This window comes from Marinobacter manganoxydans MnI7-9, from assembly GCF_000235625.1.
In the GTDB taxonomy this organism is placed as follows: Bacteria; Pseudomonadota; Gammaproteobacteria; order Pseudomonadales; family Oleiphilaceae; genus Marinobacter; species Marinobacter manganoxydans.
Genome location: NZ_AGTR01000034.1, coordinates 111,750 through 135,465, shown reverse-complemented (window position 1 = coordinate 135,465; position 23,716 = coordinate 111,750). Strand labels below are relative to the sequence as shown.

The following is a 23,716-nucleotide window of genomic DNA, read 5'->3' as shown; positions in this document are numbered from 1 at the left end:
AATTGGTTTGGAGTTTGCCGTGCTGAGGTGGGTACGGTCCGGTTTTACACCCGCGAGAACCTGCTCAAACCGACCCGTAACCCGGACAACAACTACCAGCAGTTCGATGCCGAGGATCTTCGACGGCTTCGGTTTGCCCGTAAGGCGCGGCAGCTGGGATTTTCGTTGCCTGAGATAAGACAGATCCTGGATCAGGCGGACAATCATCATTCGCCCTGTCCGATGGTTCGGGATGTGTTTCAGCACCGGTTGGCGGAGGTTGAGCGGGAGATTCGGGAGCTGCAGCAATTGCGCAAGCGGATGACCGTTGCGCTGGCCGCCTGGCAGGACATGCCGGATGGTACGCACGATGGCCATACCATTTGCCGGTTGATCGAACACTGGGATGATCCGGCGCCCTGTTGCGGGGCAACTGAACAGAACGAGGAGTGATTCTGGATGACTGACACACCTGTTTTACAAACCACTCTCAGCATTTCCGGGGCTTCCTGCCAGGGCTGTGTGAAGAAGATTCGCAGCGCCCTGGAGCCGTTGACAGGCGATGCTGAGCTGGTTGAGGTCGATCTGGAAAAACAGACCGTGGACCTGCCGGAGGGCGTGGATGCTGATGAGGCGGCTCGGATCGTTACCGAGACCGGCTACCCGGCCGAGCCTTTCCAGGAAGACGCCGAGCCGGCCAGTTGCTGTTCTTCAGGGAATGAGGATGAGGCCGATACCGCCGACGACTCTGAAGATCAGGCAACCGAGGCAGATTCTGCTTCGACGGGTTCTGGGGCAGCATCCGGTGCGGACGGGCAGATTCATCTGGCAGTGACCGGTGCTACCTGTTCTTCCTGTGTAAACACCATTGAGAAGGCCCTGATGTCGGTCTCCGGTATCAGCCATTCCCATATGAACCTGGCGGACAATACCGCCACGGCCACGGGTGATGCCGATCCCGAGGCGCTGGTGAAGGCAATAGAAAGTGCCGGTTATGGCGCCAGCGTAATTGAGGACGAGGACGAAGCGGACGCACGTAAGCAAGAGGAAGACCGGAAGCAGTACAAGACACTGCTGATAAAGATGGCCGTGAGTCTGAGCCTGGGTCTTGGGCTGATGGTCTACGGCATGGGTTTCGACACCATGATGGTGACGGATGCCAATCAGCTCACCTGGCTGAACCTGGGCATTCTCACTCTTGGGGTAATGATCGCTACCGGACGACACTTCTACACTGGTGCTTGGAAGGCATTCCGGCACCATAACGCCAACATGGACACCCTGATTGCCCTGGGTACCGGCACCGCCTGGCTTTATTCCATTGTCGTCACCAGTATTCCCGGCGCGTTGCCGGAGATGGCTCGCCATGTCTACTTTGAGGCCTCGGCGATGATCATCGGCCTGATCAACCTGGGTCAGGCCCTGGAGCTTCGGGCCAAAGGCAAGACATCGGAGGCGGTGCGCCGGTTGCTGGACCTGCGGGCGAAAACCGCGCGGGTGATTCGGGATGGTGAAGAGCAGGACATTCCGGTAGAGGAGGTTCTCAAGGGCGACCACATCCGGGTAAGACCCGGTGAGAAACTGCCGGTCGATGGCGTGATTGCCGAAGGCTCTACTCGCATTGATGAGAGCATGCTCACCGGTGAGCCCATGCCGGTGAGCAAATCGGAAGGCGATGAGGTGTCTGCCGGCACCCTCAACACCCATGGTTCGATTGTCTACGAGGCCACCCGGGTTGGCAGTGACACCGCGCTGGCTCAAATCATCAAGCTGGTGAAAAAAGCCCAGGGCTCGAAGCCTGCCATTGGACGGCTTGCGGACAAGATTTCGTCGGTGTTCGTGCCCACCGTGATGCTGATTGCCGTCGTGGCGGCGCTGGTCTGGTACAACGTCGGGCCGGAACCGGCAGTGGTTCATATGATGGTGGCCGCCACCACGGTGCTGATCATCGCCTGCCCCTGCGCCCTGGGCCTGGCCACGCCCATGTCGGTAATGGTTGGCGTTGGCAAGGCGGCGGAATACGGCGCCCTGATCCGCCAGGGCGATGCGCTGCAGACCGCCGGTAAGCTGGACCTGGTGATACTCGATAAAACCGGCACCATCACCGAAGGTCATCCGGCAGTTACCCGGGTTCATGCCAGCGACGGTGACGAGCAACGCCTGCTGGCGCTCGCGGCGGGGCTGGAACAACACTCCGAACACCCTTTGGCCGAGGCGATTCTGGCGAAGGCCAAAGAAAAAAGCGTTCAGCTGGAGAAGCTGACCGGTTTCGAGGCCCTGAATGGTAAAGGCGTGCAAGGTGAACTCGACGGCAAGCCCGTGCGTCTGGGCAACCGCCGCTGGCTGGAAGACCAGGGCGTTACGCTGGGCGATCTGGACGATGCCGCCCACTCGATTACCCAAGAAGCCGGCACGCCCCTGTTTCTGGCATTGGGCACCGAAGCTCTGGGGGTCATTGGCGTTGCCGATGCCATCAAACCGGACTCCAAGGCTGCCATCCAGCGCCTTCACAAGGCTGGCATCAAGGTGATGATGGTCACAGGCGATGTCGACGCCACCGCAAAGGCCATCGCGAAAAAAGCCGGCATCGATGACTATCGCGCGGAAGTGCTGCCTGAAGACAAGGCCGAGGTGGTCAGTGAAATGCGCGGCAAGGGCCACACAGTCGCCATGGTCGGCGACGGCATCAACGATGCTCCGGCCCTGGCGGCGGCGGACGTCGGTTTTGCCATCGGCACCGGCACGGATGTGGCCATTGAGAGCGCCGGCATCACGCTGATGCGAGGCTCGCTCCACGGCGTGCCCGATGCCATCGAGATCTCCCGGGCCACGGTGAAAAATATTCACCAGAACCTGTTTGGCGCGTTCGTATACAACACAATGGGTATTCCGGTGGCCGCCGGCCTGCTCTACCCTGTCTGGGGAATACTGATGAGTCCGATACTGGCCGGCGCTGCCATGTCCCTGTCTTCGGTGACGGTGGTTTCGAACGCCAACCGTCTGAGGTTGTTCCGAACCAGTCACCGTCCGGAACAGAACGACAGCAACAGTGATCCGAAACAGCAACAGGAGCGGAACTGATGGAAACAATGCTGGTCAACGTCGGAGGTCTTGCCCTGATGGCAGCCATCGTCTGGTGGTTCTGGCTTTCCGGTTCTGACGACACAGGCTCAAGTAAACATCAACATCACCACTGAGGTACTTGCCATGAAAAAACACACCCTGGCTTTTGGCCTGATGGCAGCCCTGGGATTCAGCACCACGGCGCTGGCAGCCGGCGCAGCCCAGAGCATCCACGTTTACAAATCCCCGACCTGCGGCTGCTGTGATGACTGGATAGATCACCTGAAAGAAAATGGCTTCGAGGTGGAGGCGACCAACACCAACGATATGGGCAGGATCAAGGCCGACGCAGGCCTGATTGCCGGTCTTGGCAGTTGCCATACCGCATTCGTGGGTGACTACGTCATCGAGGGCCATGTGCCAGCCGAGGACATCAAGCGCCTGATCAGCGAAGCACCCCAGGCCACCGGCCTCAGCGTGCCCGGGATGCCCATGGGGTCACCCGGCATGGAAATGGGCGACCGGAAAGATCATTACAAGGTCATCCTGTTTAACGAGGCGGGACAGACCCGGATCTTTTCCGAGCACAATTAACGCCAATAACCAGGCAAGGGCCGGTATTTATCGGCCCTTGCGGCCTCCTTTTCCTCCCGCTTCCTGCCAGTCCCTGTCTGTTTTTTCTACACTCTGGTTAACCAGTGTTCTATCATTGGCGCCCAGAAACCCAGAAAAATCCGAGAGGGATACTCGTTGAGCCTTAAAACCCGCATCCTTGGCCTGGCCGCCAGTCTCATCATCGTGGCTTCCGTGGCTTCGTGGCTGGCCTACCGGGAGCTGTCCGAGAGCATCATCGAACGCTGGGGCCAACAGGTCGCGGAAATACAGGTTCGCTACGACAGCGCCCGCCTGCTGCAGTCCCTGGAGCGGGAAATCGGGTTGGCCAAACAGATGGCCAGTTCCTCCGCCCTGATCAACTGGGCCGCTAATCCGGATGACACCGCACTCCAAGCTGAAGCCATCCGCCAGATGGAGAGTTTTCGTTCCAATTTCCGGGACAACAACTACTTCGTTGCCCTCGTCAACAATGCCCACTATTACTACAACAACGAGGAAAACGAATACGCCGGTAACCAGTTCCGATATGTGCTGGATAAAGACAAGCCGGATGACGCCTGGTTTTTCCAGCTCATAGAAGAAGGTCGCGACTTCCACCTCAACGTAAATCCGGATACCGAGCTGGGTGTTACCAAACTCTGGATTGATGTGCTGATGCGCGATGAGGCCGGCGAAATTGTCGGTATGGTCGGAACCGGTCTGAGTCTGGATGCTTTTCTGCAGGATATTGTCGACATCGGTCAGGAGGGCATCACCACCCTGTTCGTGGATTACAATGGCGCCATCCAGCTCTATCGCGACCGGAACTACATCGACTTCGCCAGCATCATCAAACCCGAAGGCCAGAAGAACACCATCGACCTGCTGTTCGATGATCCCCAGGACAAGCAGCAGATTCTCGGTATGTTGCAGCTTCTCAAGAAGCCGGGCGACCAGGCCGGCCAGGTGGAAAGCGGCTTCGTGACGGTGGATGGCCGCAAGCATCTGGCCGGGGTTGCCTTCCTGCCGGCGATTGGCTGGTTTGAGATCACCCTGCTTGACCTCAATACACTCTTGCCAACCAGCTATCTGTGGCCGCTGGTGGCGGTATTCCTGGGCACACTGCTGGTCACACTGGTGCTGTTCCACCTGATTATCCAGTCCCGGATTCTCAAGCCCATCATGAGCCTGGAACACGCCGTGGAAAAAGTCCGGGAGGGCAGCTTCGATCTGCCGCGGCTGGATAAACCGGATAATGAGATCGGCTGGCTGGCGGATCATTTCGAGAAAATGACCCAGAGCCTCGGCCACTCTACCCGGGAACTCGAAGAAAAAGTCGCTCAAAGAACGGATGAGTTGAACCGACTGGCCCGCGTCGATCCCCTGACCGGCCTGAAAAACCGTCGCGGCCTGGACGAAGTGCTGGATGAGGAAATCCAGCGGGCCCGCCGCCAGGAGACCGGCTTTGGCGTGATCTGGCTGGACATTGACCATTTCAAGAGCATCAATGACAACCTGGGCCATCAGGCCGGCGATCAGATCCTGTGCCGGGTTGCCCTGTGGCTGAAAGCCGGCGTGCGCCCCTACGACCATCCGGGACGCTGGGGTGGGGACGAGTTCGTGGTCCTGTTGTCGCCCTGCGATCCAGAGACACTACACCGTATCGCCCTCCGCATCCGGGAATCCGTGGAACAGGAGAGCCGCAAAACCGGCACCCAGGTCACCGTCAGTGTTGGTGGCTACTTTGCTCTGCCGGGTGACAGCACCGATACCATTCTTCGTCAAGCGGATCGGGCGCTTTATCAGGCCAAGGATGAGGGGCGCAACCGGGTCTGTATTACCACCTCGGAAGACCCGGAGATTAACCCCGCGTAACGGGTCTGACTCATACCGCCATAACCGTTATACTCCGCCCCATCATTCATTTTTTTACCAGCCAGGTTACTTCATGCTCAATGCCGACGCCCTCAGCCAGTTGCGCCAGCTGAAATCGGATATCAAGGACAACAAGGTGGTTTTTCCCGGAACAGTCAAAGCCACCAATGGCCGCTTCGGATTTGTTGCGCTCGACGAAGGCCGGGATGTCTTCCTGCCACCCGAGGAAATGCAGAAGGTGCTGCCCGGGGACCGGGTGAATGTCACCGAGCAGGAGGTTGAGAAAGGCAAAACCCAGGGTGTTGTGGACGAACTGCTGGAAACCCGCCTGAACACCTTTGTGGGCCGTTACCTGGTGAAAGGCAAAGGCCATTTCGTGGTGCCCGAAACCCCGGGCATCAACCGCTGGATCTTCATTCCCCCCAAAGAGCGAATGAACGCCCAGCAGGACGATTACCTCTACTGTCAGATTCACAAGCATCCGATCAAGGATGGCAAGGGCCAGGCCAAGGTACTGCGGGTAATCGGCAAGGCGGGAGAACCCGGTATTGAACGCTCCTTCACCCTGGCTACCTTTGATCTGGCGGACACCTGGCCGGACGCGGTGCGTACACAGGCCGACAGCCTCAGTGAGAGTGATATCGAATCCCGGGAAGCCGGGCGGGAAGACCGCACGGACCGCCCGTATGTGACCATCGACAGCCCGGGCACCCAGGACATGGACGATGCCCTGCTGGCCGAGCCCAACGCCACCGGCTGGACCCTGTCGATTGCCATTGCCGACCCGACCGCTGTGATCGAAACCGACAGCCCCGCGGAGCAGGAGGCGTTCAATCGCGCCACCGCCATTTACTTCCCGGGCGAACCCCTGCCCATGCTGCCTGACAGCATCAGCACCCGCCTGTGCTCTCTGATGCCAGACGTGAAGCGGCTGGCTCTGGTATGTGATCTTCAGGTTAACAACGATGGCAGCCTGGGCGACTACAGCTTTCACCAGGCGGTTATCCAGTCCAAGGGCAAGCTCAGCTACGAGCTCGTCTCAAACCTGATCGAAGGTCGGGAGGACGATGAGATCAAGGCACTTCCGGACGACGTTGCCAACAGCCTGGACCAGTTGCACCAGGCAGCGACAGCACTCAGGAAATGGCGCAGTGAACATGCGCTGCTGAGCGGCGACCGGCCGGAATTCCGCCTCCGGCTCGATGAAAACAAACGCATCCGGCTGATTGAACCGTCCGTCCAGAATGAAGCCCATCGGCTGGTGGAAGAGTGCATGGTCGCCGCCAACCGCTGCGCCGCAGACTTCCTCGCCAACCAGACTGCAGGGTTGTTTATCCAGCACCCCGGGCTACGGGATGATCGCGCCGACAACATCCGGGCACTGATCGACAGCCACGCACCGCATCTGTCGGGGGTTGATGCCCATCAGGCCGAAGGTTTCCGCAAGCTGATGAAGGAAACCGACGCCCTGGAAGCCGAAGTACCGGTAAAAGCCATACTGTCCCGCCAGCTGGCCCGGGCCGAGCTGAGCTTCAAGCCCGCGCCTCACCAGGGTATGGGCCTGGACGCCTACACCACGTTTACTTCGCCACTGCGCAAGTTCTCGGACTTCTATGTCCACCGGCTGATCAAATCGGCACTGTGGGATACCCCCATGAAGGCCTTGAGCGAGGATCAGCTGGAGGCTCTGCAAGCAGCCCAGATCCGTGCCCGCCAGGCGGCAAACAGTCTGGAAGCCTGGCTCAAGAGTGACTTTGCCAAAACACTCGGCGAAGAACCCATGAGCGGTGTGATCAGCCGCACGGTGCCCGCCGGTTTCTTTGTACGGCTGGATGCCAACGGATTGGAAGGGTTCGTCAGCTGCAAGGATCTGGATGGCAAATACAGCTTTGACCCCGTTACTCTTCGCCTGATCCACAACAAGAACGGCCGAATCTTCCAGCTGGAGCAGCCGGTAACGGTAAGCTTTGCAGGCGTGGACGAAGAGCGCAGGCAGATCAATTTCAAGCTGGTGGAAGCACAGGAGATCCCGACCGGGACCGGCTCCGACGACGGTTGAAAAACCACACGGGCAGGCGCATCGTACTTACAAGGACATATTCCTTTGATGGAGGTGCGCCATGCCCATCAGCCCTGACGAATTTCTGAAAAAGTACGGTTTTGACAAGGAAGAGGAAGAGCGGGACCACAGCCTGCGCCACAACGCCATGGAGCACGCCAAGCACCTGCGCCGGCCCCATGCGGGGACGCCCCACGACTGGGAAGAGTGGGAGCGCTACAAGCAGGAACACCCGGATGAAGTGGAAGACGACTCCGACAGCTGATGCCCGGTAATTACCGGGCCAGCATCCGCTCCAGCCGTTCATCCTTCGCCTGCCACTGATCCCCCAGCCAGTTTTTCACGTTCCGGCGGTGCTCTGCATCCGTTGAGTAGTCCCGGCCTTTCAGATGCTCCGGGATATCAACGGTGTGGATTTCCATTTTGACTTCCTTGACCCGGCCACAGATAAACTCCCAGAAGGTGGGTGCTCCGTCCGGATAGGCGATGGTCACGTCCACCAGGGTCTGGATCGAATCGCCCATGGCGTCGAGCACGAAGGCGGCACCGCCAGCCTTGGGCGTCAGCAGGTGCTTGTAGGCCGACTTCTGTTTGTCGTGTTTGGCCTGGGTAAACCGGGTGCCTTCGACAAAGTTCATCACACTCACCGGGGTGTACCGGAACTTCTCACAGGCCCTGCGGGTTGACCGAAGATCCTCGCCCCGCTTCTCCGGATGTTTGATCAGGTATTCCCGGGTGTAGCGCTTCATAAACGGGAAATCCAGGCCCCACCACGCGAGGCCGATCACCGGCACCCAGATCAGCTGCTGCTTTAGGAAGAACTTGAGGAACGGCGCCCGATGGTTGAACACCCGCTGCATGGCGAAGATATCCACCCAGCTCTGGTGATTGGCCAGCACCAGGTACCAGCTTTCCCGCTGGAGGTTTTCGGCGCCTTTCACATCCCATTTTGTACCATGGGTCAGCTTCATCCAGCCGGTGTTGCAGGCAACCCAGGCTTCCGCGATCCAGATGATGACCCGAGTACACAGGACCCGGAAGCCCTGGATGGGGATGATGAGTTTGAGAATGGCCGGGATGTAGAGCAGGATGCACCAGAACAGGGTGTTGATTCCCAACAGGATAGAATTGAGTACACCGATGACGGGGGCAGGGAGAAAGCTGAGCATGGCGGTCCTGTTTCTGGTTATTGTTTCCAAATAGGGGCTAATGATAGCAACCACAGACCGCATTGGGCAGTGGCCTGAAGTGACCGGTTTGCCCACCGGTTTGGACACTTCTGCCATGGTGATTTGCGCCTCACCATGGATAATCTCGATGTCTGGCCTGCGAGACGGGACAGTAGAAGTTCGGTAATCCGTATAGTGAGCGTCAAATTCTCCATGGACATTCCCATGCCCAATCTCTTCAAATCCGCCGCTGACCGGGCGGCAGGCGTTACCCGGCAAACGGCCCTTTATGCCGGCAACGCTTTCGACCGGGTGTTCCGGGCCGCCAGTCTGGTGCAGGCCGGGCAGACGCCGTTTGAAACCCTGTATACCGATGGTCTGGTCAGCCTGCGTTACTACCCACCACTGGCCGAGGATTTCATCGAGCTGGAAGGCGAGACCATTGCGGTTGAGCGCACGGCCCATAAGACACCGATTGTGATCGTGCCGCCCCTGGCGGTGAATATGCTGATCTACGATCTGTTTCCCCAGCGCAGTCTGGTTCGGTTTCTGCGTGCCAAGGGATTTGAGGTGTATCTGATCGACTGGGGCATGCCCACGCGGGAACACAGTCACTACAACCTGCATACCTATGTGGCCGAGTTGCTGCCGGCCTACCTGAACCGGGTTCGGGAGCATAGCGGTGAACAGGAGTTGTCGCTGCATGGCTGGAGTATGGGTGGCATGTTCACGCTGTTCTATTCCGCGCTCAGCAACGATCAGCACGTGCGCAACGCCATTGTGCTGGGCTCGCCGATCGACAGTCATGCGTCGGGGATCCTGGGGCTTGTGAATCAGCGCATGGCGGATGTGGCCGGGTTTGTGCGGAAACGCACCGGGTTCCGCCTTCACGATGTGAAACCTCACTGGTTTCATACCCCCGGCTGGGCCAATACCATCGGGTTCAAGCTGACCAATCCGATTGCCAGCGTGATGAGTTACTGGGAACTGATCATCCGTCTGGGTGACCGGGAGTTTGTCACCAACCACGCCACCACGTCGGCGTTTCTGGACCGTATGGTGGCCTACCCCGGCGGGATCATTCAGGACACGGTGGTGAGGGTCTGGATCGACAATCAGCTGTCAAAAGGTGAGATCCAGATCGGTGAAGATGTTGCCAGGCTGGATAATGTGAGTGCCAACTTACTGGCCATCGCCGGGGGCGACGATACGCTGGTGACGCCGGGTGCGGCCAAGCGGGTGATGGATCATGTGAGCTCTACGGACAAGACGTTCCGGGTTGTGCCGGGTGGTCATATGGGCATTCTTGCGGGGAGTAAGGCGCCTCGTCAGAGTTGGCTGGAGTTGGCGGATTGGCTCGCTTTTCGGTCGGACTGAGTTTTTGAGTTTGGAGTTTGCCGGCAGGTGTCGGGGAGGGCTTTCCAAAACACGCTCCTTGCGGCACGTCCATGTGACGCTTGACTGTCGCCATCCATGGCGACAGACAGTTTTGGAAAGCCCTCCCCGACACCTGCCTCCTCTTACTTCAGAGGTTTTTCAGTGTTTCCTGCAGTTCTGAAAGGCTGTTGATCACTGCTGAGGGTTGAATCCCCCAGTCTTCAAATACCTTGTTCGGATCCCTCTGTACCCAGATTGCGAGTAATCCTGCAGCTCGTGCACCAATCACATCCCAGGCGTTACTGGACACAAGACACAGGGGTTTTTCCCAGGAACCGGTTGCGCGCCGGGCATAGGTGTAAACGGCAGGATCAGGTTTGAAACTCTTGATATCGTCTACCGATACCAGGCCTTCAAATTGGTCGAGCAAGTCGTTGTGCCCGAGCACTTTCTCCAGTGCTGGATAACCACCATTGGAGAATGCGAACAGCGGGTACTCGCCTCTGAGACTCTTTAACGCCGGCAACGCGTCCTCGAACGCGGGCAAAGACAGGTAAGCCGCCATCAGGGCGTTTTCGCGTTCTTCGGACAGGGTCAGTTTGTGGGTTGCCATGGCGTAGCGCAGAGCTTGGCGGGTGCAGACACCGAAATCTTCGTAGACTTTCATCAGGCCCTTGCGGAACGAGAATTCCAGCTGTTTCTCCCGCCACAACGCGGCTACGCCCTCTGCCCTGTCACCAGCGTCTTCCGCCAGCAGGCGGGACATGCCCATGGGGTCAACCAGGGTTCCGTAAACGTCGAAAGCGAGGGTCATGGTCATCGGTGGGGCTCCTCATCCGGAAGGGGGTTCGGGGTCGTATACTGCAGTCACAGTATCGAGATTTGAACGATCACTCAACACAGTCAGCGATGACGACAGTAATGACCAAAGGAGCGAAACCCACACGCCGGCTATGACTATCCTCAGGACTTTGATTGTTTTACTGGTGCTGGCCGCCACTGCCGCCTGCGCCACCAGCACTCAACTCTACAGGCCCGGGCCATCAACCCTGGGCGCCGAACCGGTGACCGACTTCGACCGCTACCTGGAATCTGTCGAAGCCTATGTCGATACCAATCTGGTGCCGGTGGACGGGTTTGAGCGGGAACAGCAGGTGCAGTGGAACCTGCCGTACCGGCTGGCACCGGCGGCAGGTTGCAGCTCCGGGGATCGTGCCGGGATCCTATTGGTTCACGGTCTGAGCGATTCGCCCTTTGTGTTCCGGGATCTGGCCCGTTACCTGGCGGATCAGTGCGTTGAAGTCCGGACCCTGTTGCTGCAGGGGCACGGCACCCGGCCCGGGGATATGGTGACGGCCAGCGCCGACGTCTGGCGCGATCAGGTGCGCAATCACTTCATTGCCCTGTCGCAGGACGTGGATCGGGCGTTTATTGGCGGTTTTTCTCTGGGCGGGGCACTGGCCACAGATTACGCGCTTTCAGAGACCGGTCCTCGACCGGCGGGTCTGATTGCGGTTGCACCGGCCTGGCAGCTTAACGGTTTGCGGGACTACCTCTGGCTGGCGCCCATCGCCGACGTGTTTGCTGATTTTGTAGAGAAGGAGCCCGAACTTAATCCGGTGAAGTACGAGTCGTTTTCCTTCAACGCCGGCAGTCAGATCGGCGACGTTATATCGGCGGCGCAAAGCCGGATAATCCAGAAGGAAAGCCTCGATATGCCTTTGTTCCTGGCCGCCACGGAGGCCGACTCGGTGATCAATCTCGAGTATCTGGTCACGCAATTCCGGGAGCGGTTTAGCAATCCCGGGAATGCCATGATGATCTTTCGGGATACCCGTAAACCCTGGCCGGTCGCTCAGGCCGATGAGCGCATCCGTTTCCTGAGCAGTTATCTGCCTGATGCCAATATCCTGGAATTCTCTCATCAGTCCCTGCTGATTGCGCCAGACAACGAACTCTACGGCCTGGGCGCGCCACTGCAGCGATGCCTGGAACCGAATAACATCTCTCTGGAGGGTTGCCGGCAGTTGCCGGAGGAAGATCTCTGGTTCAGTGCCTGGCACGACACGGAGCGTCCGGTGTATACCAGCCGGCTGACTTACAACCCCTGGTTCGACGATCTGGCAGAGGCTGTTGGAACATTCATTCAGGCAAACGAATCAGGCGAGGCGCCGTAGCGCCACCGCAGGCATCGGGTTACACTGCCATTCATGAACCCGATTGATACATTCAACCTGGATTTCCGGGCCCTCAGCACCTTTCTGGCGGTGCTTGATGAAGGCAGCGTGTCCCGCGCGGCAGTCAGGCTGGGCGTTACCCAGTCTGCGGTGAGTCACACGCTGGAACGTCTGCGCCAGGCCCTGGGCGACCCCCTGTTCGTGAAGTCCGGGCGCGGCATTGTGCCAACCCGCTACGCACTTCAGGCCGGGCCCCATATCCGCCAGATTTTGGATGACCTGCAGTCGCTGTCCTCGGGCCCGCCGTTCAGTCCCGCCACGGCAGAGTTCACCTTCACGATTGCTGCCAATGACTACCAGCGGGACCTGCTTTTGCCGGGCCTGGTGCGAACGTTGCGGCAGGAAGCTCCGGGCATCAGCCTTCAGGTGATTCCATCTGGCATTCCTCGGGCAGACCTTTTGCGGAAGGATGTCTGTGATCTGGTGATTTCTCCCCACGCGCCGGAGGCGACGGACATTATGCAGCGGGGCCTGATGGCCGATCGCATGGTGGTGTTCTATGATCCTGAACACCGGAAACCGCCAGCGGATCTGCCGGAATACCTTAAGGCAGACCACATTGCCCTGTTGTTCGCCACCGGCGAAAAACCGACTGTGGAAACCGCCATGGACACCCGTGGTCTGGTTCGTCGCAATGTGGTGACGGTCTCCAACTTCTCCGGCCTACCGGAGTTCCTCCGCGGAACAGATATGCTTGCTACGGCCCCGGAGGGCATGAGCAAACACTTACTCCGGGACTTCGCCTGGGTTCCGCTACCTTTTGATTTCAAACCCTTTACCCTGCTAATGCTGTGGCACCGCCGCAATCAGAACGATCCCGCCCACAAGTGGCTGCGCAACCAGGTGAATGCCGTTGCCGCTACCCTCAACGGTCTTAAAAGTTAATCAATTAGTTTTGCTCATAGGTTGTATGAGCTTTGCTGGCGTTATCTTCTTACCTCCTCTCACCTAGACTGCCATTACTCGGCGGTCGGCCAGGTTGGGAAAGGCTTTCCAAAACACGCTACGAGCACATCCATGTGCGCTTGTTTCGGGCCATCCTTGGCCCTCTACAGTTTTGGAAAGCCTTTCCCAACCTGACCTGTCGTTACTCTTTCGGTAACTCTCTGAAAACGCATTAGGAAACACATGCTGACTTTGACCAGTGTCTGGACAACGATACTTCTTGCCGCCGCTGTGGCCCTTGGGCCGCTGGCAACGGACATGTATCTGCCGGCACTGCCTCAGATTGGTTCAGACTTTGGCACCGGTACCGATCAGGTTCAGCTGACGCTGAGTCTGTATATGGTCGGCTTTGCCATTGCTCAGCTGGTTTGCGGTCCGTTGGCGGACCGTTTTGGTCGCAAACCGATCATGATTGGTGGTTTCGTGCTTTTTGCCATTGCCAGTATTGGCTGCGCACTGGCGACGAACATCGAAACACTGATTCTGTTCCGTTTCCTGCAGGCCCTTGGCGGTTCTGCCGGGCCGGTTCTGGGTCGGGCGGCCATTCGGGATATCTATACGCCCCGCGAAGCCGCCAAAATCCTGGCTATCCTGGCCAGTATCATGGCCCTGGCTCCGGCGGTCGCGCCGACCATCGGTGGCCTGTTGACGGCCAGCCTGGGTTGGGCTTCGGTATTCCTGGCTCTGGGTGGCTACGCCCTGGTGATGGCCGTGGTGGTTGCCTTTGGTATTCCCGAGCCCATGCGTCCGGAGCATCGCCAGTCCCTGAAAATCGGCAGCCTGCTGCGGAACTACCGCACAATTGCGAAAGACATCAGCTTCCTGGGCTACACCCTGACCAATGCCCTGATTTTCTCCGGCCTGTTCGCCTTCCTGTCGGGCTCTTCGTTCGTGCTGATTGATTTCCTGGAAGTGCCGACAGAACAGTTCGGTCTGTACTTTGCCTGCATGGTGGCCGGCTACATTGTTGGCAACCTGACCGCCGTCCGTCTCGGCCGTCGCCTGGTGCCGGACCAGATCCTTGTACGCGGCCTGATCATTGCCGTGGCTGGCGGCAGCCTGATGGCCGTGCTGGCACTGAGTGAAGTGTTCAACGTCTGGGCCGTCATTTTGCCTCAGGCCCTGTTCATGATCGGCACCGGGATGGTCCTGCCCCAGACCATGGCCGGCGCCCTGGCGAACTTCCCCACCATGGCCGGCTCCGCCTCGGCCCTGTTCGGCTTCACCCAGATGGCCGTCGCCGCTATTGCCGGCATGCTGGTCGGCCACCTGCACGATGGCACCTCACTGGTCATGGCCTTGATCATTGCCGCCTGCGCAGCACTCGCGATGGCCTGTTATCTGGTGCTGGTTCAACGTTATCCTGCGAAAGGTTTCGAACCACAATCAATAACCAGTAATTGAAGTCTAATGGCCTCAGGGGAAAAGACTCTGATGCTAGGAGGCTGATGCGGGAGGGCTTTCCAAAACTGTCTGTCGCCATGGATGGCGACAGCCAAGCGTCACAGGGACGTGCCGCAAGGAGCGTGTTTTGAAAAGCCCTCCCGCATCAGCCCAACCGCCAAAGCGAACAGGCAAAATCATCCAAAGTGGTCTACACAGAGTACGTAAGACTCTAAACCAGACACCGAGGAGCAAATACCATGAGCAGCGTTAATCTGGACGGCAATCCCATTGAACTGAGCGGCAAATTTCCCGAGACAGGCGACAACGCGCCTCCCTTTACCCTCACCAACAGCGGGCTGGAAGAAGTCAAACTCGACAACTGGGCCGGCAAACGCAAAATCCTGAACATCATCCCCAGCATCGACACCGGCGTCTGCGCCGCCTCCACCCGGAAATTCAACGAAAAGGCTGGCAGCCTGGACAACACCGTGGTCCTGGTCGTCTCCGCCGACCTGCCTTTCGCCGCCGCCCGGTTCTGCGGCGCCGAAGGCCTGAAAAACGTCGAAACCCTCTCCACCTTCCGGAACTACAGCTTCCAGCAGGACTACGGCGTTGCCATTCAGGATGGCCCCCTCGCCGGTCTCTGCGCCAGGGCGGTGGTCGTACTGGATGAGAACGACAAGGTCATCCACAGCCAGCTGGTTGATGAGATCAAGGATGAGCCGGATTACGATGCGGCGCTGAAGGTGCTGTAACGCTTCTTATCGCCCTGAGCGCCGGACATATCACCGGTTTTCGGGGCAGTTGGATGGGGGCGGGCTTCTGAAACCGTGCGGAGCCATGGATGGCGGAGCCGAGCGTACAGGGATGTATTCACAGCGTGTTTCAGAAGCCCGCCCCCAGCCGACTGCATGCTCCAAAACCAGAACCTGTTAGAATCCCCGCCCAAAGCCCGAATCCTAACCGAAGGCCCACAACACCCCGTGCAGACCACCACCCAAAACCCATCCCTGGCCCGCCAGCTCTACAGCATGACCTGGCCCATGCTCTTCGGGGTGCTGTCCCTGATGACCTTCCAGCTGGCCGACAGTGCCTTCGTGGGTCAGCTGGGTCGTGATCCGCTGGCAGCCCTGGGTTTCACCTTGCCGATGCAGCAACTGATCATCGGCCTTCAGGTGGGTCTGGGGATCGCCACCACAGCGATCGTATCCCGCACCCTGGGTGCCGGCGATGAACTGCGCGCCTTCCGGCTGGGCGGCCTGATCATTACCGTTGGCGGCAGCCTCGTTTTTGTCATCTGCGTGGCGCTTTGGTTTCTGCAGGGGCCCATCATGACCGCCCTTGGCGCGGAAGACTCACTTCTGCCGCTGATCCGGCAGTACTGGGTTCCCTGGCTGATGGCCGCCTGGACCGGAGCCTTCCTGTACTTCGGCTACAGCGTGTGCCGCTCCCACGGCGATACCAAATTGCCCGGGTACATGATGGTGGCCACGAGTCTGACCAACATCGCCCTGGACCCGCTCTACATCTTTGTTTTCGGCTGGGGACTACCCGGCGCCGCCTGGGCGACCATTACCTCGTTCGGAATCGGCTGTCTGGTGATCTATCCGAAACTTCTCAAACGCCGCTGGATCCGGTTCGACCTGCGCGAGCTTGCCCTGTGGAACGCCCTGAAACAGCTCAACGGCATTATGGCCCCCGCCATGGTGAGCCAGCTGATGCCGGCTGTCTCGGCCATGCTGGCGACGGCCCTCGTGGCCGGCTTTGGCTCCGCCGCCGTCGCCGCCTGGGGTCTGGGTACCCGCCTGGAATTTTTCTCCATTGTGGTGGTGTTGGCCCTGACCATGTCGATGCCGCCGATGATTGGCCGCATGCTGGGTGCCGGCGATATCGAGCAGATTCGTAAACTGGTACGTCTTGCGGTCCGGTTTGTGGTGGTCTGGCAACTGGCCATTGGCCTGACCTGGGTGGTCGCTTCCGGGTTGGTGTCTGAGCTGTTCTCCAGCGACAGTGATGTGCAGGAGGTTCTGGCCGGCTATCTGGTGCGGGTACCGCTCAGCTACAGCGGTCTGGGCGTATGCATGCTGATGGTGTCGGTGTGCAATGCCCTCGGCCTGGCGATGCGGGCCCTGCTGGTCTCCACCCTGCGCCTGTTCCTGTGTTTCCTGCCCCTGCTCTGGATCGGTAGCCAGATCAACGGGGTCTATGGCCTTATGAGTGGTGCGCTGGTGGGCAATCTGTTCGCCGGCGCCATGGCTTACAGCTTCTACCGGGCCGGCATGACGCGTTTGAAGGCGGAGCTCGCCTCAGGCAAAGCGTGAGCGGAAGCTCTCGGGTACCGGCACCACTTCCTTGCGGTGGTAGTTGAAGAAGACGAATCCGTATTTGGCCAGTGCCACCGGCTGGCCGCTCTCGGCCTTGGTGACCCGGAACACGAAATCCCCGCCATACTTGTTGAAGTCCATCAGACCCACTTCAAAACGCAGCATTTCCGGGAAGAAGGATTCCGACTGGTACATGGTGGCCAGGTCGGTAACGATAATGCCGGTGCCGTCTTTGCTCGCTTCCTGGATACCGTAACTGACCAGGAACTGGGCCCGGGCTTCGGAGAGCATCGAGATCAGGGCGTCGTTGCCGAGGTGGTTGGCGCCGTTGATGTCGGTGATTCTGACGGGCATTCTGGTTTCGAAGCAGAAGACGTCGTCCGGGAAGGAGAGTTTGATTCGGGCCACGGGGGTTCCTGTTTTCACTGGGTATCTTGGGGCAAATCATACGCTGTTCGACTTTAGTGTTCATCTCAAGACGCCCAGTCCCAAATCGGTTATCTTGCTATGAGACCTCCGCGCCGATGGTTTTGGTGGAGCGACGGCAGGGAAGGGCTTTCCAAAACACGCTCCTTGCGGCACGTCCATGTGACGCTTGACTGTCGCCATCCCTGGCGACAGACAGTTTTGGAAAGCCCTTCCCTGCCATCGTTCGTATCACTCCCGCGCACTGACAATAAATATTTGAAGATGGAGTTTTATGGATATTCGCCCTGCTGCCACCTTGGTTCTGGTTCGAGATACAGCCGAAGGCCTTGAAGTCCTGCTGCTGCAACGCACCTGGGACGCCGTGTTTATGCCCGGCTATTTTGTATTCCCTGGCGGGCGAGTCGAGGAAAACGAAACTCACGGGCAGGACCATATTATCGGGCCCGGAGACGCCGAGATCAGTCAGACCATGAGTGTCGATGAAGGCGGCGCGGACTATATGTTGGCGGCGGTTCGGGAGTGTTTTGAGGAGTCCGGGGTTCTGGTTGCGGTGGATAAACAGGGCAACCCGATATCCGGGGATCATCCGGCCCATGCGGATCGGAGGTCGGTGTTCGACGGCGATCTGTCTCTGGCCAGTCTGTGCAAAAAGCACGGCTTGGCGCTTCCGCTGGACAGGCTTGCCTATCTCGGCCACTGGATTACGCCGCCGGGGCCGCCGAGGCGTTTCGATACACGGTTTTTCGTGACGCCCGCTCCGGAAGGTCAATTGGCCGGGCACGACGGTATCGAAACCATCGATCATGTCTGGATCCGCCCGGAACAGGCCCTTGAGGATCATCGGAACGGCCAGCGGTTGCTGGGGTTGCCAACGATTCGGACGTTGCGGGTGCTGAACGGGTTCGAGACCACCGATGCGCTGATGCGCTATGCCCACGCCAACCCGCCCGAGCCCTACCCCAACCAGCCCTGGCCGGCGGTCAAAAAGGGTAAGCCGGTGACGCTGGAGCCGGGAGCGCCGGCCTATGATGAGGCCGCGAAGCTGGATCCGGAAGGTGAAGGCTCGACCCGGGCGGAGATTAATCCCGGAGAGGCGGTTGAGGTCGCGGCCCGTGTCACCCGGCTGACGGCGCCCAACCCGGGGATGATGACCGGGCCAGGGACCAACACTTACATTCTGGGCCATGAACGCTTCACGGTGATCGACCCCGGCCCCGCCAACGAGTCCCATATCGAGCGAATTCTGGAGGTGACCGGTGGGGTGATTGATCAGGTTGTGGTTACCCACACGCACCAGGATCATTCGCCGGCGGTTGCGGCCCTGAAAGAGCGCACCGGTTGCCGGGTGTTCGGTTGGCCGGCGCCCCCGGGTGCCGGCCAGGACCAGACCTTCCGGGCCGATGATGAACCGGAGCACGGTGATCTGATTGTGACCGAAGCCGGGCTCCTGAAGGTGCTTCATACCCCGGGTCATGCCTCGAACCATCTGTGTTTTCTGCTGGTCGACCAGAAGCTGCTGTTTTCCGGTGACCACATCATGCAGGGCTCAACGGTGGTCATTAATCCGCCGGACGGCGACATGAAGGCCTACATCGAGTCGCTCTACGAGTTGCTGGCCGAATCCATTCGCTACATTGCGCCAGCACACGGCTTTCTGATGGGGCATCCCGAAGCGGTGATCGATTTCCTGATCACCCACCGTCTGTCCCGTGAGCACAAGGTGGCCCGCGCGCTGGAAGCCCTGGCTCCTGTAGACCTGAAAGCTCTTACCGCAAAAGCCTATGACGATGTTCCGGCCGCCATCCACGGCCTTGCGGCACGGTCAGCCCTGGCGCATTTACTGAAGCTGGAGGCGGAGCACAGGGCGTTCCGGGAGGACGATCTGTGGCATGTCGTACACGACAGCTAACGCGGGAGTAACGAAAGCACACGGGATTTCGCAAAACACCCATATTTTTAATCACTTTTCCGGCGTATAACTGTTTTCGTTATAACTTGCCCGGATTTCATGAAAGTGGCATTAAACCTTTGTCACAGCAGTATTCATGACCGCCAGAGGCACTCTATCCTTGAGCGCACACTGACGAACCGTGAGGAAATATGCTGTTTGAGCGGCTTCAAAAACCGTCCCCCCGGATCCTGCTGATTGGCCTGGTCATACCCTGGCTGTCGGCACCTGTTCTGGCCGAAACCGATTCGGCAAAGGCCAGCAAAAAATCCGAAGTGCTGATCGCGGAACTGGCCGAGGACGAGAGCGTCGAGGACGTTGAGCATTCGGCCCCTCTGCAGACCAAAGGGAAGAACAATACAGCCCGTCAGCCGGCAGTCCCACAGGGCGGAGCCGGTATCGATACGCCCTCGGCCGGTTCCCGCAAGGTAGCCCCGAACATCGATCTCAAGCAGGTTGCGCCGCCACCGGAGGCACAGGTTTCAGCGCCCGGAGATACCGATGCAGATGCCGCAGAATCCGAGGTCATGGCAACCGAAGCGGTGGCCGAACCCGAGCCGGAGCCGGAGCCGGAGCCGGAGCCCGAGATTCGCGAAGGCGAGGTCTTCACGCTGCTGGACAATGATGTCCTGCCCGGCACGTCTACCCGCCTGGCCTGGACCCCCGGCATTCAGATTGCCGGGCTGTCCCAGACAACCCCGGTTCTGGTGGTCAACGGCATCAACGCCGGCCCGACGCTGTGCCTCACCGGGGCAGTTCACGGGGATGAGTTGAATGGCATCGAGATCATCCGCCAGACCATGTATGACCTGAACCCGGAGAAGCTGTCGGGCACGGTCGTGGGTGTGCCGATTGTGAACCTGCCGGGATTCCAGCAGGGCAGTCGTTACCTGCCCGATCGCCGGGACCTCAACCGGCATTTCCCGGGCAGCCCCGATGGCAGCCTGGCCGACCGGATTGCCCATTCACTGTTCGAGAACGTGATTCGCAAGTGCGACATGCTGGTGGACATCCACACCGGCTCACTGAAGCGCACCAACCTGCCGCAGCTTCGCGCCGACATGAACAACCCGGACGTGGCGGAATTCACCCGGGGCTTTGACCGCATGGCGGTGGTTCACAGCTCCGGTTCTGCGGGCATGTTGCGCACCGCTGCTGTGGAAGCCGGTATTCGCACCGTCACCCTGGAAGCCGGCGAATCCCACCGTATACAGCAGCATCAGATCGGTGCCGGCGTGAACAGCCTAACCAGCCTGATGGAGCGTCAGGGCATGATCTCCCGGATGTTCGTGTGGGGCGATCCGGAGCCTGTCTACTACGATTCCGACTGGATCCGCGCGGACCACGGCGGGATTCTGTTCAGCGAAATTGAGTTGGGGGCCAGCGTATCGGAAGGGGAGATTCTCGGTTACGTGTCCGATCCGATCACCAATGCCCAGCACCCCATCCGGTCCACCACCGATGGCCGGGTTATCGGTATGGCCGTGGACCAGGTAGTGATGGCCGGTTTTGCCGCCTACCACATTGGTACGGAGGCAGAAGTTCCCGGAGAGTAGTATGCTAGGCTTTTTTCGGGCCTCACCAACCCCACAGGAGCCTTTGTGTCTTCCGAGAACGCCGGAGTCTTGTCACGAATTCCCGGCCTGGCCTACATCGGGCTGGTTCTTACACCTCTGTTCTGGGCCGGCAACGCCGTTGTCGCCCGGGGCACGGTAGAGAACATTCCGCCGCTCTCCATGTCGTTCTGGCGCTGGGTAATCGCCCTGGCCATCCTGCTGCCTTTCGGCCTGCCGGGTATCTGGCGCCACCGCCAGGTTATCCGCCAGCGCTTCGGTTCCATGCTGGCACTGGCGACCTTCAGTGTGGGAGCCTTCAATACCCTGCTGTATCTGGCGGCCACCACAACCACCGCGACCAACATTGCCCTGATCAACGCCACCATTCCCATTTTTGTCGCTCTGCTTGCCTGGATCCTGCTCGGCGACCGGACCCGGCCGATTCAGGCGTTGGGAATCGCGCTGGCGATTACTGGCATCGTTACCGTGATTGCCCGCGGCGACCTCTCGGTGTTGACCAATCTCCAGGCCCAACCCGGCGATCTGATCATGGTGGCGGCGGTGTTCAGCTGGGGCCTGTTCTCGGTGCTACTGAGACGGCAGGCCGTACCACTGCCTGCACTAACGTTTCTGACCACCCAGATTCTCCTCGGCACACTGGTCGTCCTGCCCTTCTATCTGACGGATCTGCTGTTCTTCTCTGGTGGCTTTGAGCTGTCGCAAAGCACCGCCATGCCGTTGCTGTACTTCGCCATCTTCCCGGGGATCCTGGCCTATGGATTCTGGAACCACGGTGTGCATAAAATTGGTCCGGCCAGGGCGGCCATCTTTATGTACCTGACCCCTGTGTTTGCCTCGGTTCTGGCCGGCATTTTCCTGGCCGAATCCCTCGGGCTGTTTCATGTTATCGGCGGGGCACTGATCCTGGCCGGGCTGGTGCTGGCCACGCAGACCCGGAAACACACCCACTACCCAACCCCGGAACGCTCAGCAAAAGGAGACCCCCATGATTAAACCTGTGCCAGGAAACTCTCACCGCTTCTTTTGCCTGGTTCTGGTCCTGTTGGCCGCTGGCCTGTCGGCGCCGGCTGCAGCGGAACCCTGTGATCCCGAAGAGTCAAAGTGGGTGCCTACCCGCTATTATCCAGCCGGTGCAGCGGTCTTTCACAAAGGCAGTTGGTATGAGTCCCGCGAACTGCACGAGGGCCTGGAGCCCGGCATTACGTTCGACTGGAAAGAACTGGATTCTGTGCCGGACTGCGAGGGCCGTAAGCAACCGGTTGACCAAACCCGGACCGGAGACGGCCAGAAAGGCACCGAGGCCGGCCAATCCGTCGGCAAGAGCAAACGGGGCGAGACGTCTTCCGGCATGTGCGTAAGACCGGACCCGTGGCTATTTTCCAGAAGCTACACGGTTGGCAGCCTGGTCACCCACGGCGGTCAGATCTGGGAGGCTATCCGGGCAACCAATGGTGACATGCCCGGCATGAACAAGCCTCCTCGCTGGCAACTGGTGGAGGATCATTGTTCCCTGGAAGGCCAACAGTAACGAGGAACGGGCAACTGACTAGAGAGCCGCTTCAATGCGGCCGATGACCTCTTCCAGAACCGATCTGGCGCAGCCGATGTTCAGGCGCATAAAGCCGCTGCCCGGGTCTCCGAAGGAGAGTCCGGGATTCATGCCCACACCGGCCTTCCGAACAAAAAAGCGTTTCAGACCCGCATCGTCCAGACCCAGTTCTCGGCAATCCAGCCACATAAGATACGTGCCCTCCGGAGCAGACACCCGAACGCCGGGGAGGCGCTGGCCAACAGCCTCCACCACATAGTCCCGGCTGGCCTGCAGATAGGCCATCAGATCGTCCAGCCAGGGGGCACCATGGCGGTAGCCGGCCTCAAACCCGGCAATACTGAACGGATTGCACTGGGGCAGATGCATGGATTCAAACACGTCCTTCATTGCCTTGCGCCGGTCCGCATCGGGAATAACCAGAGCCGACAGGCCGAGGCCGGGCATGTTGAAACTCTTGCTCGGTGCGACCGCCGTTACCAGTGCATCTTCAGGACCGGCCAGCTTCGCCAGCATGGTGTGGCGGGGTTTATCCGTGAAGGTCAGGTCACAATGAATCTCGTCGGAGACCACCACCAGCCGGTGCCGGCGAGCAATATCCAGCACCGCCGTCAGTTCTTCCTCCGACCAAACCCGGCCAACCGGGTTATGGGGCGAGCACAGCAGCAGGATCCGGGCATCGGGGCGGGCTGCGCACTGCTCCAAGTGATCAAGATCCATGCGGTAGTGGCCCGGGTCTCCGGTGTCCGGATCCTCCGGCACCAAGGGGTTTTCGATCACCACCCGGCCACTGTGCCGCACCGAACTGAAAAACGGCGGATAAACCGGCGGCTGGATGATGACGCCCTCACCGGGTCCCGCGTAGGCCATGCACGCGGCGTTGATCGATGGCACCACGCCGGGCGCCATCAGTATCCACTCGCGCCGGATCTCCCAGTCATGGCGACTGGCAAACCAGTCGATCATCGACTGGTAAAGACTGTCCGGAAACAGGGTGTAGCCATAAACCGGATGTTCCGCCCGCTCCCTCAACGCACGGGTGACAGCCTCCGGTGCCGCGAAATCCATATCGGCCACCCAGACCGGGATAACATCCTCGGTGCCAAAAACCGCCTTGCGGGCATCAAACTTGACGGAACAGGTGTGTTCCCGGGAAACCGGCTGATCAAACGGGCTGGACACAGGGACTCTCCAGGGCAGATAAC

Annotated in this window: 20 protein-coding genes; 16 read left to right on the top strand and 4 right to left on the bottom strand. The window is 59.5% G+C overall.

Features of this window, described 5'->3' with window-relative positions; genetic code table 11:
• Positions 1 to 27 precede the first annotated feature (27 nt).
• The 6 genes from KYE_RS09490 to KYE_RS09465 all read left to right on the top strand — a co-directional run bounded on the left by KYE_RS09490 (position 28) and on the right by KYE_RS09465 (position 7,835).
• Positions 28 to 432 (top strand): MerR family transcriptional regulator, encoded by a 405-nt coding sequence (locus KYE_RS09490; protein WP_008172751.1) that lies wholly within the window; start codon positions 28 to 30, stop codon positions 430 to 432.
• A gap of 6 nt (positions 433 to 438) precedes the next feature.
• Positions 439 to 3,060 carry a heavy metal translocating P-type ATPase gene (locus tag KYE_RS09485; protein WP_008172750.1) on the top strand — a complete coding sequence of 874 codons (2,622 nt, stop codon included), beginning with the start codon at positions 439 to 441 and terminating at the stop codon, positions 3,058 to 3,060.
• A gap of 126 nt (positions 3,061 to 3,186) precedes the next feature.
• Positions 3,187 to 3,636 carry a DUF411 domain-containing protein gene (locus KYE_RS09480; protein WP_008172744.1) on the top strand — a complete coding sequence of 150 codons (450 nt, stop codon included), beginning with the start codon at positions 3,187 to 3,189 and terminating at the stop codon, positions 3,634 to 3,636.
• Between the two features lie 156 nt (positions 3,637 to 3,792).
• Positions 3,793 to 5,511: a diguanylate cyclase gene (locus KYE_RS09475; protein WP_008172742.1), complete on the top strand. Its 1,719-nt coding sequence runs from the start codon at positions 3,793 to 3,795 to the stop codon at positions 5,509 to 5,511.
• A 73-nt stretch (positions 5,512 to 5,584) separates the two neighbouring features.
• Positions 5,585 to 7,570, top strand: a complete 1,986-nt coding sequence (locus KYE_RS09470) for a ribonuclease R family protein (protein ID WP_008172740.1) — start codon at positions 5,585 to 5,587, stop codon at positions 7,568 to 7,570.
• Between the two features lie 61 nt (positions 7,571 to 7,631).
• Positions 7,632 to 7,835 (top strand): hypothetical protein, encoded by a 204-nt coding sequence (locus KYE_RS09465; protein ID WP_008172739.1) that lies wholly within the window; start codon positions 7,632 to 7,634, stop codon positions 7,833 to 7,835.
• A gap of 10 nt (positions 7,836 to 7,845) precedes the next feature.
• Here KYE_RS09465 and KYE_RS09460 read toward each other — a convergent pair whose 3' ends face one another.
• Positions 7,846 to 8,739, bottom strand: coding sequence for an acyltransferase (locus KYE_RS09460; protein WP_039881963.1), 894 nt, complete (start codon positions 8,737 to 8,739; stop codon positions 7,846 to 7,848).
• A 225-nt stretch (positions 8,740 to 8,964) separates the two neighbouring features.
• Here KYE_RS09460 and KYE_RS09455 point away from each other — a divergent pair, with 225 nt between their 5' ends.
• A complete protein-coding gene (locus KYE_RS09455; protein WP_039881962.1) occupies positions 8,965 to 10,116 on the top strand; it encodes an alpha/beta fold hydrolase in 1,152 nt (383 codons plus the stop codon).
• Between the two features lie 148 nt (positions 10,117 to 10,264).
• Here KYE_RS09455 and KYE_RS09450 read toward each other — a convergent pair whose 3' ends face one another.
• Positions 10,265 to 10,936 carry a haloacid dehalogenase type II gene (locus tag KYE_RS09450; RefSeq protein WP_008172732.1) on the bottom strand — a complete coding sequence of 224 codons (672 nt, stop codon included), beginning with the start codon at positions 10,934 to 10,936 and terminating at the stop codon, positions 10,265 to 10,267.
• Between the two features lie 133 nt (positions 10,937 to 11,069).
• Here KYE_RS09450 and KYE_RS09445 point away from each other — a divergent pair, with 133 nt between their 5' ends.
• From KYE_RS09445 to KYE_RS09425, 5 genes are all read left to right on the top strand, one after another.
• Positions 11,070 to 12,293, top strand: coding sequence for an alpha/beta hydrolase (locus KYE_RS09445; RefSeq protein WP_008172730.1), 1,224 nt, complete (start codon positions 11,070 to 11,072; stop codon positions 12,291 to 12,293).
• 33 nt (positions 12,294 to 12,326) lie between these two features.
• Positions 12,327 to 13,238 carry a LysR family transcriptional regulator gene (locus tag KYE_RS09440; protein ID WP_008172727.1) on the top strand — a complete coding sequence of 304 codons (912 nt, stop codon included), beginning with the start codon at positions 12,327 to 12,329 and terminating at the stop codon, positions 13,236 to 13,238.
• Positions 13,239 to 13,481: 243 nt separating this feature from the next.
• On the top strand, positions 13,482 to 14,702 hold the full coding sequence (locus KYE_RS09435) for a Bcr/CflA family multidrug efflux MFS transporter (RefSeq protein ID WP_008172725.1): 1,221 nt from the start codon (positions 13,482 to 13,484) through the stop codon (positions 14,700 to 14,702).
• 239 nt (positions 14,703 to 14,941) lie between these two features.
• Complete coding sequence (tpx, locus tag KYE_RS09430; RefSeq protein ID WP_008172722.1) at positions 14,942 to 15,439, top strand: thiol peroxidase; 498 nt, start codon at positions 14,942 to 14,944, stop codon at positions 15,437 to 15,439.
• Between the two features lie 228 nt (positions 15,440 to 15,667).
• Complete coding sequence (locus tag KYE_RS09425) at positions 15,668 to 17,005, top strand: MATE family efflux transporter (RefSeq protein WP_039881972.1); 1,338 nt, start codon at positions 15,668 to 15,670, stop codon at positions 17,003 to 17,005.
• Here the strand turns inward: KYE_RS09425 and KYE_RS09420 are convergent.
• Positions 16,991 to 17,416 (bottom strand): thioesterase family protein, encoded by a 426-nt coding sequence (locus KYE_RS09420; RefSeq protein ID WP_008172718.1) that lies wholly within the window; start codon positions 17,414 to 17,416, stop codon positions 16,991 to 16,993. The two genes, KYE_RS09425 and KYE_RS09420, sit on opposite strands and share 15 nt — an antisense overlap.
• A 292-nt stretch (positions 17,417 to 17,708) precedes the next feature.
• On the opposite strand from KYE_RS09420, the gene KYE_RS09415 reads away from it, so the two are divergent.
• The 4 genes from KYE_RS09415 to KYE_RS09400 all read left to right on the top strand — a co-directional run bounded on the left by KYE_RS09415 (position 17,709) and on the right by KYE_RS09400 (position 22,490).
• Positions 17,709 to 19,346, top strand: a complete 1,638-nt coding sequence (locus tag KYE_RS09415; RefSeq protein WP_008172715.1) for an MBL fold metallo-hydrolase — start codon at positions 17,709 to 17,711, stop codon at positions 19,344 to 19,346.
• Positions 19,347 to 19,537: 191 nt separating this feature from the next.
• A complete protein-coding gene (locus KYE_RS09410) occupies positions 19,538 to 20,941 on the top strand; it encodes a succinylglutamate desuccinylase/aspartoacylase family protein (protein ID WP_008172714.1) in 1,404 nt (467 codons plus the stop codon).
• Between the two features lie 45 nt (positions 20,942 to 20,986).
• Complete coding sequence (locus tag KYE_RS09405) at positions 20,987 to 21,955, top strand: DMT family transporter (protein ID WP_008172711.1); 969 nt, start codon at positions 20,987 to 20,989, stop codon at positions 21,953 to 21,955.
• Positions 21,948 to 22,490 carry a carbohydrate-binding protein gene (locus tag KYE_RS09400; protein WP_008172708.1) on the top strand — a complete coding sequence of 181 codons (543 nt, stop codon included), beginning with the start codon at positions 21,948 to 21,950 and terminating at the stop codon, positions 22,488 to 22,490. The genes KYE_RS09405 and KYE_RS09400 overlap by 8 nt, the downstream gene beginning before the upstream one ends.
• An 18-nt stretch (positions 22,491 to 22,508) precedes the next feature.
• On the opposite strand, the gene KYE_RS09395 is transcribed toward KYE_RS09400, so the two are convergent.
• Positions 22,509 to 23,693, bottom strand: coding sequence for a MalY/PatB family protein (locus KYE_RS09395; RefSeq protein ID WP_008172705.1), 1,185 nt, complete (start codon positions 23,691 to 23,693; stop codon positions 22,509 to 22,511).
• Between the last annotated feature and the right edge of the window lie 23 nt (positions 23,694 to 23,716).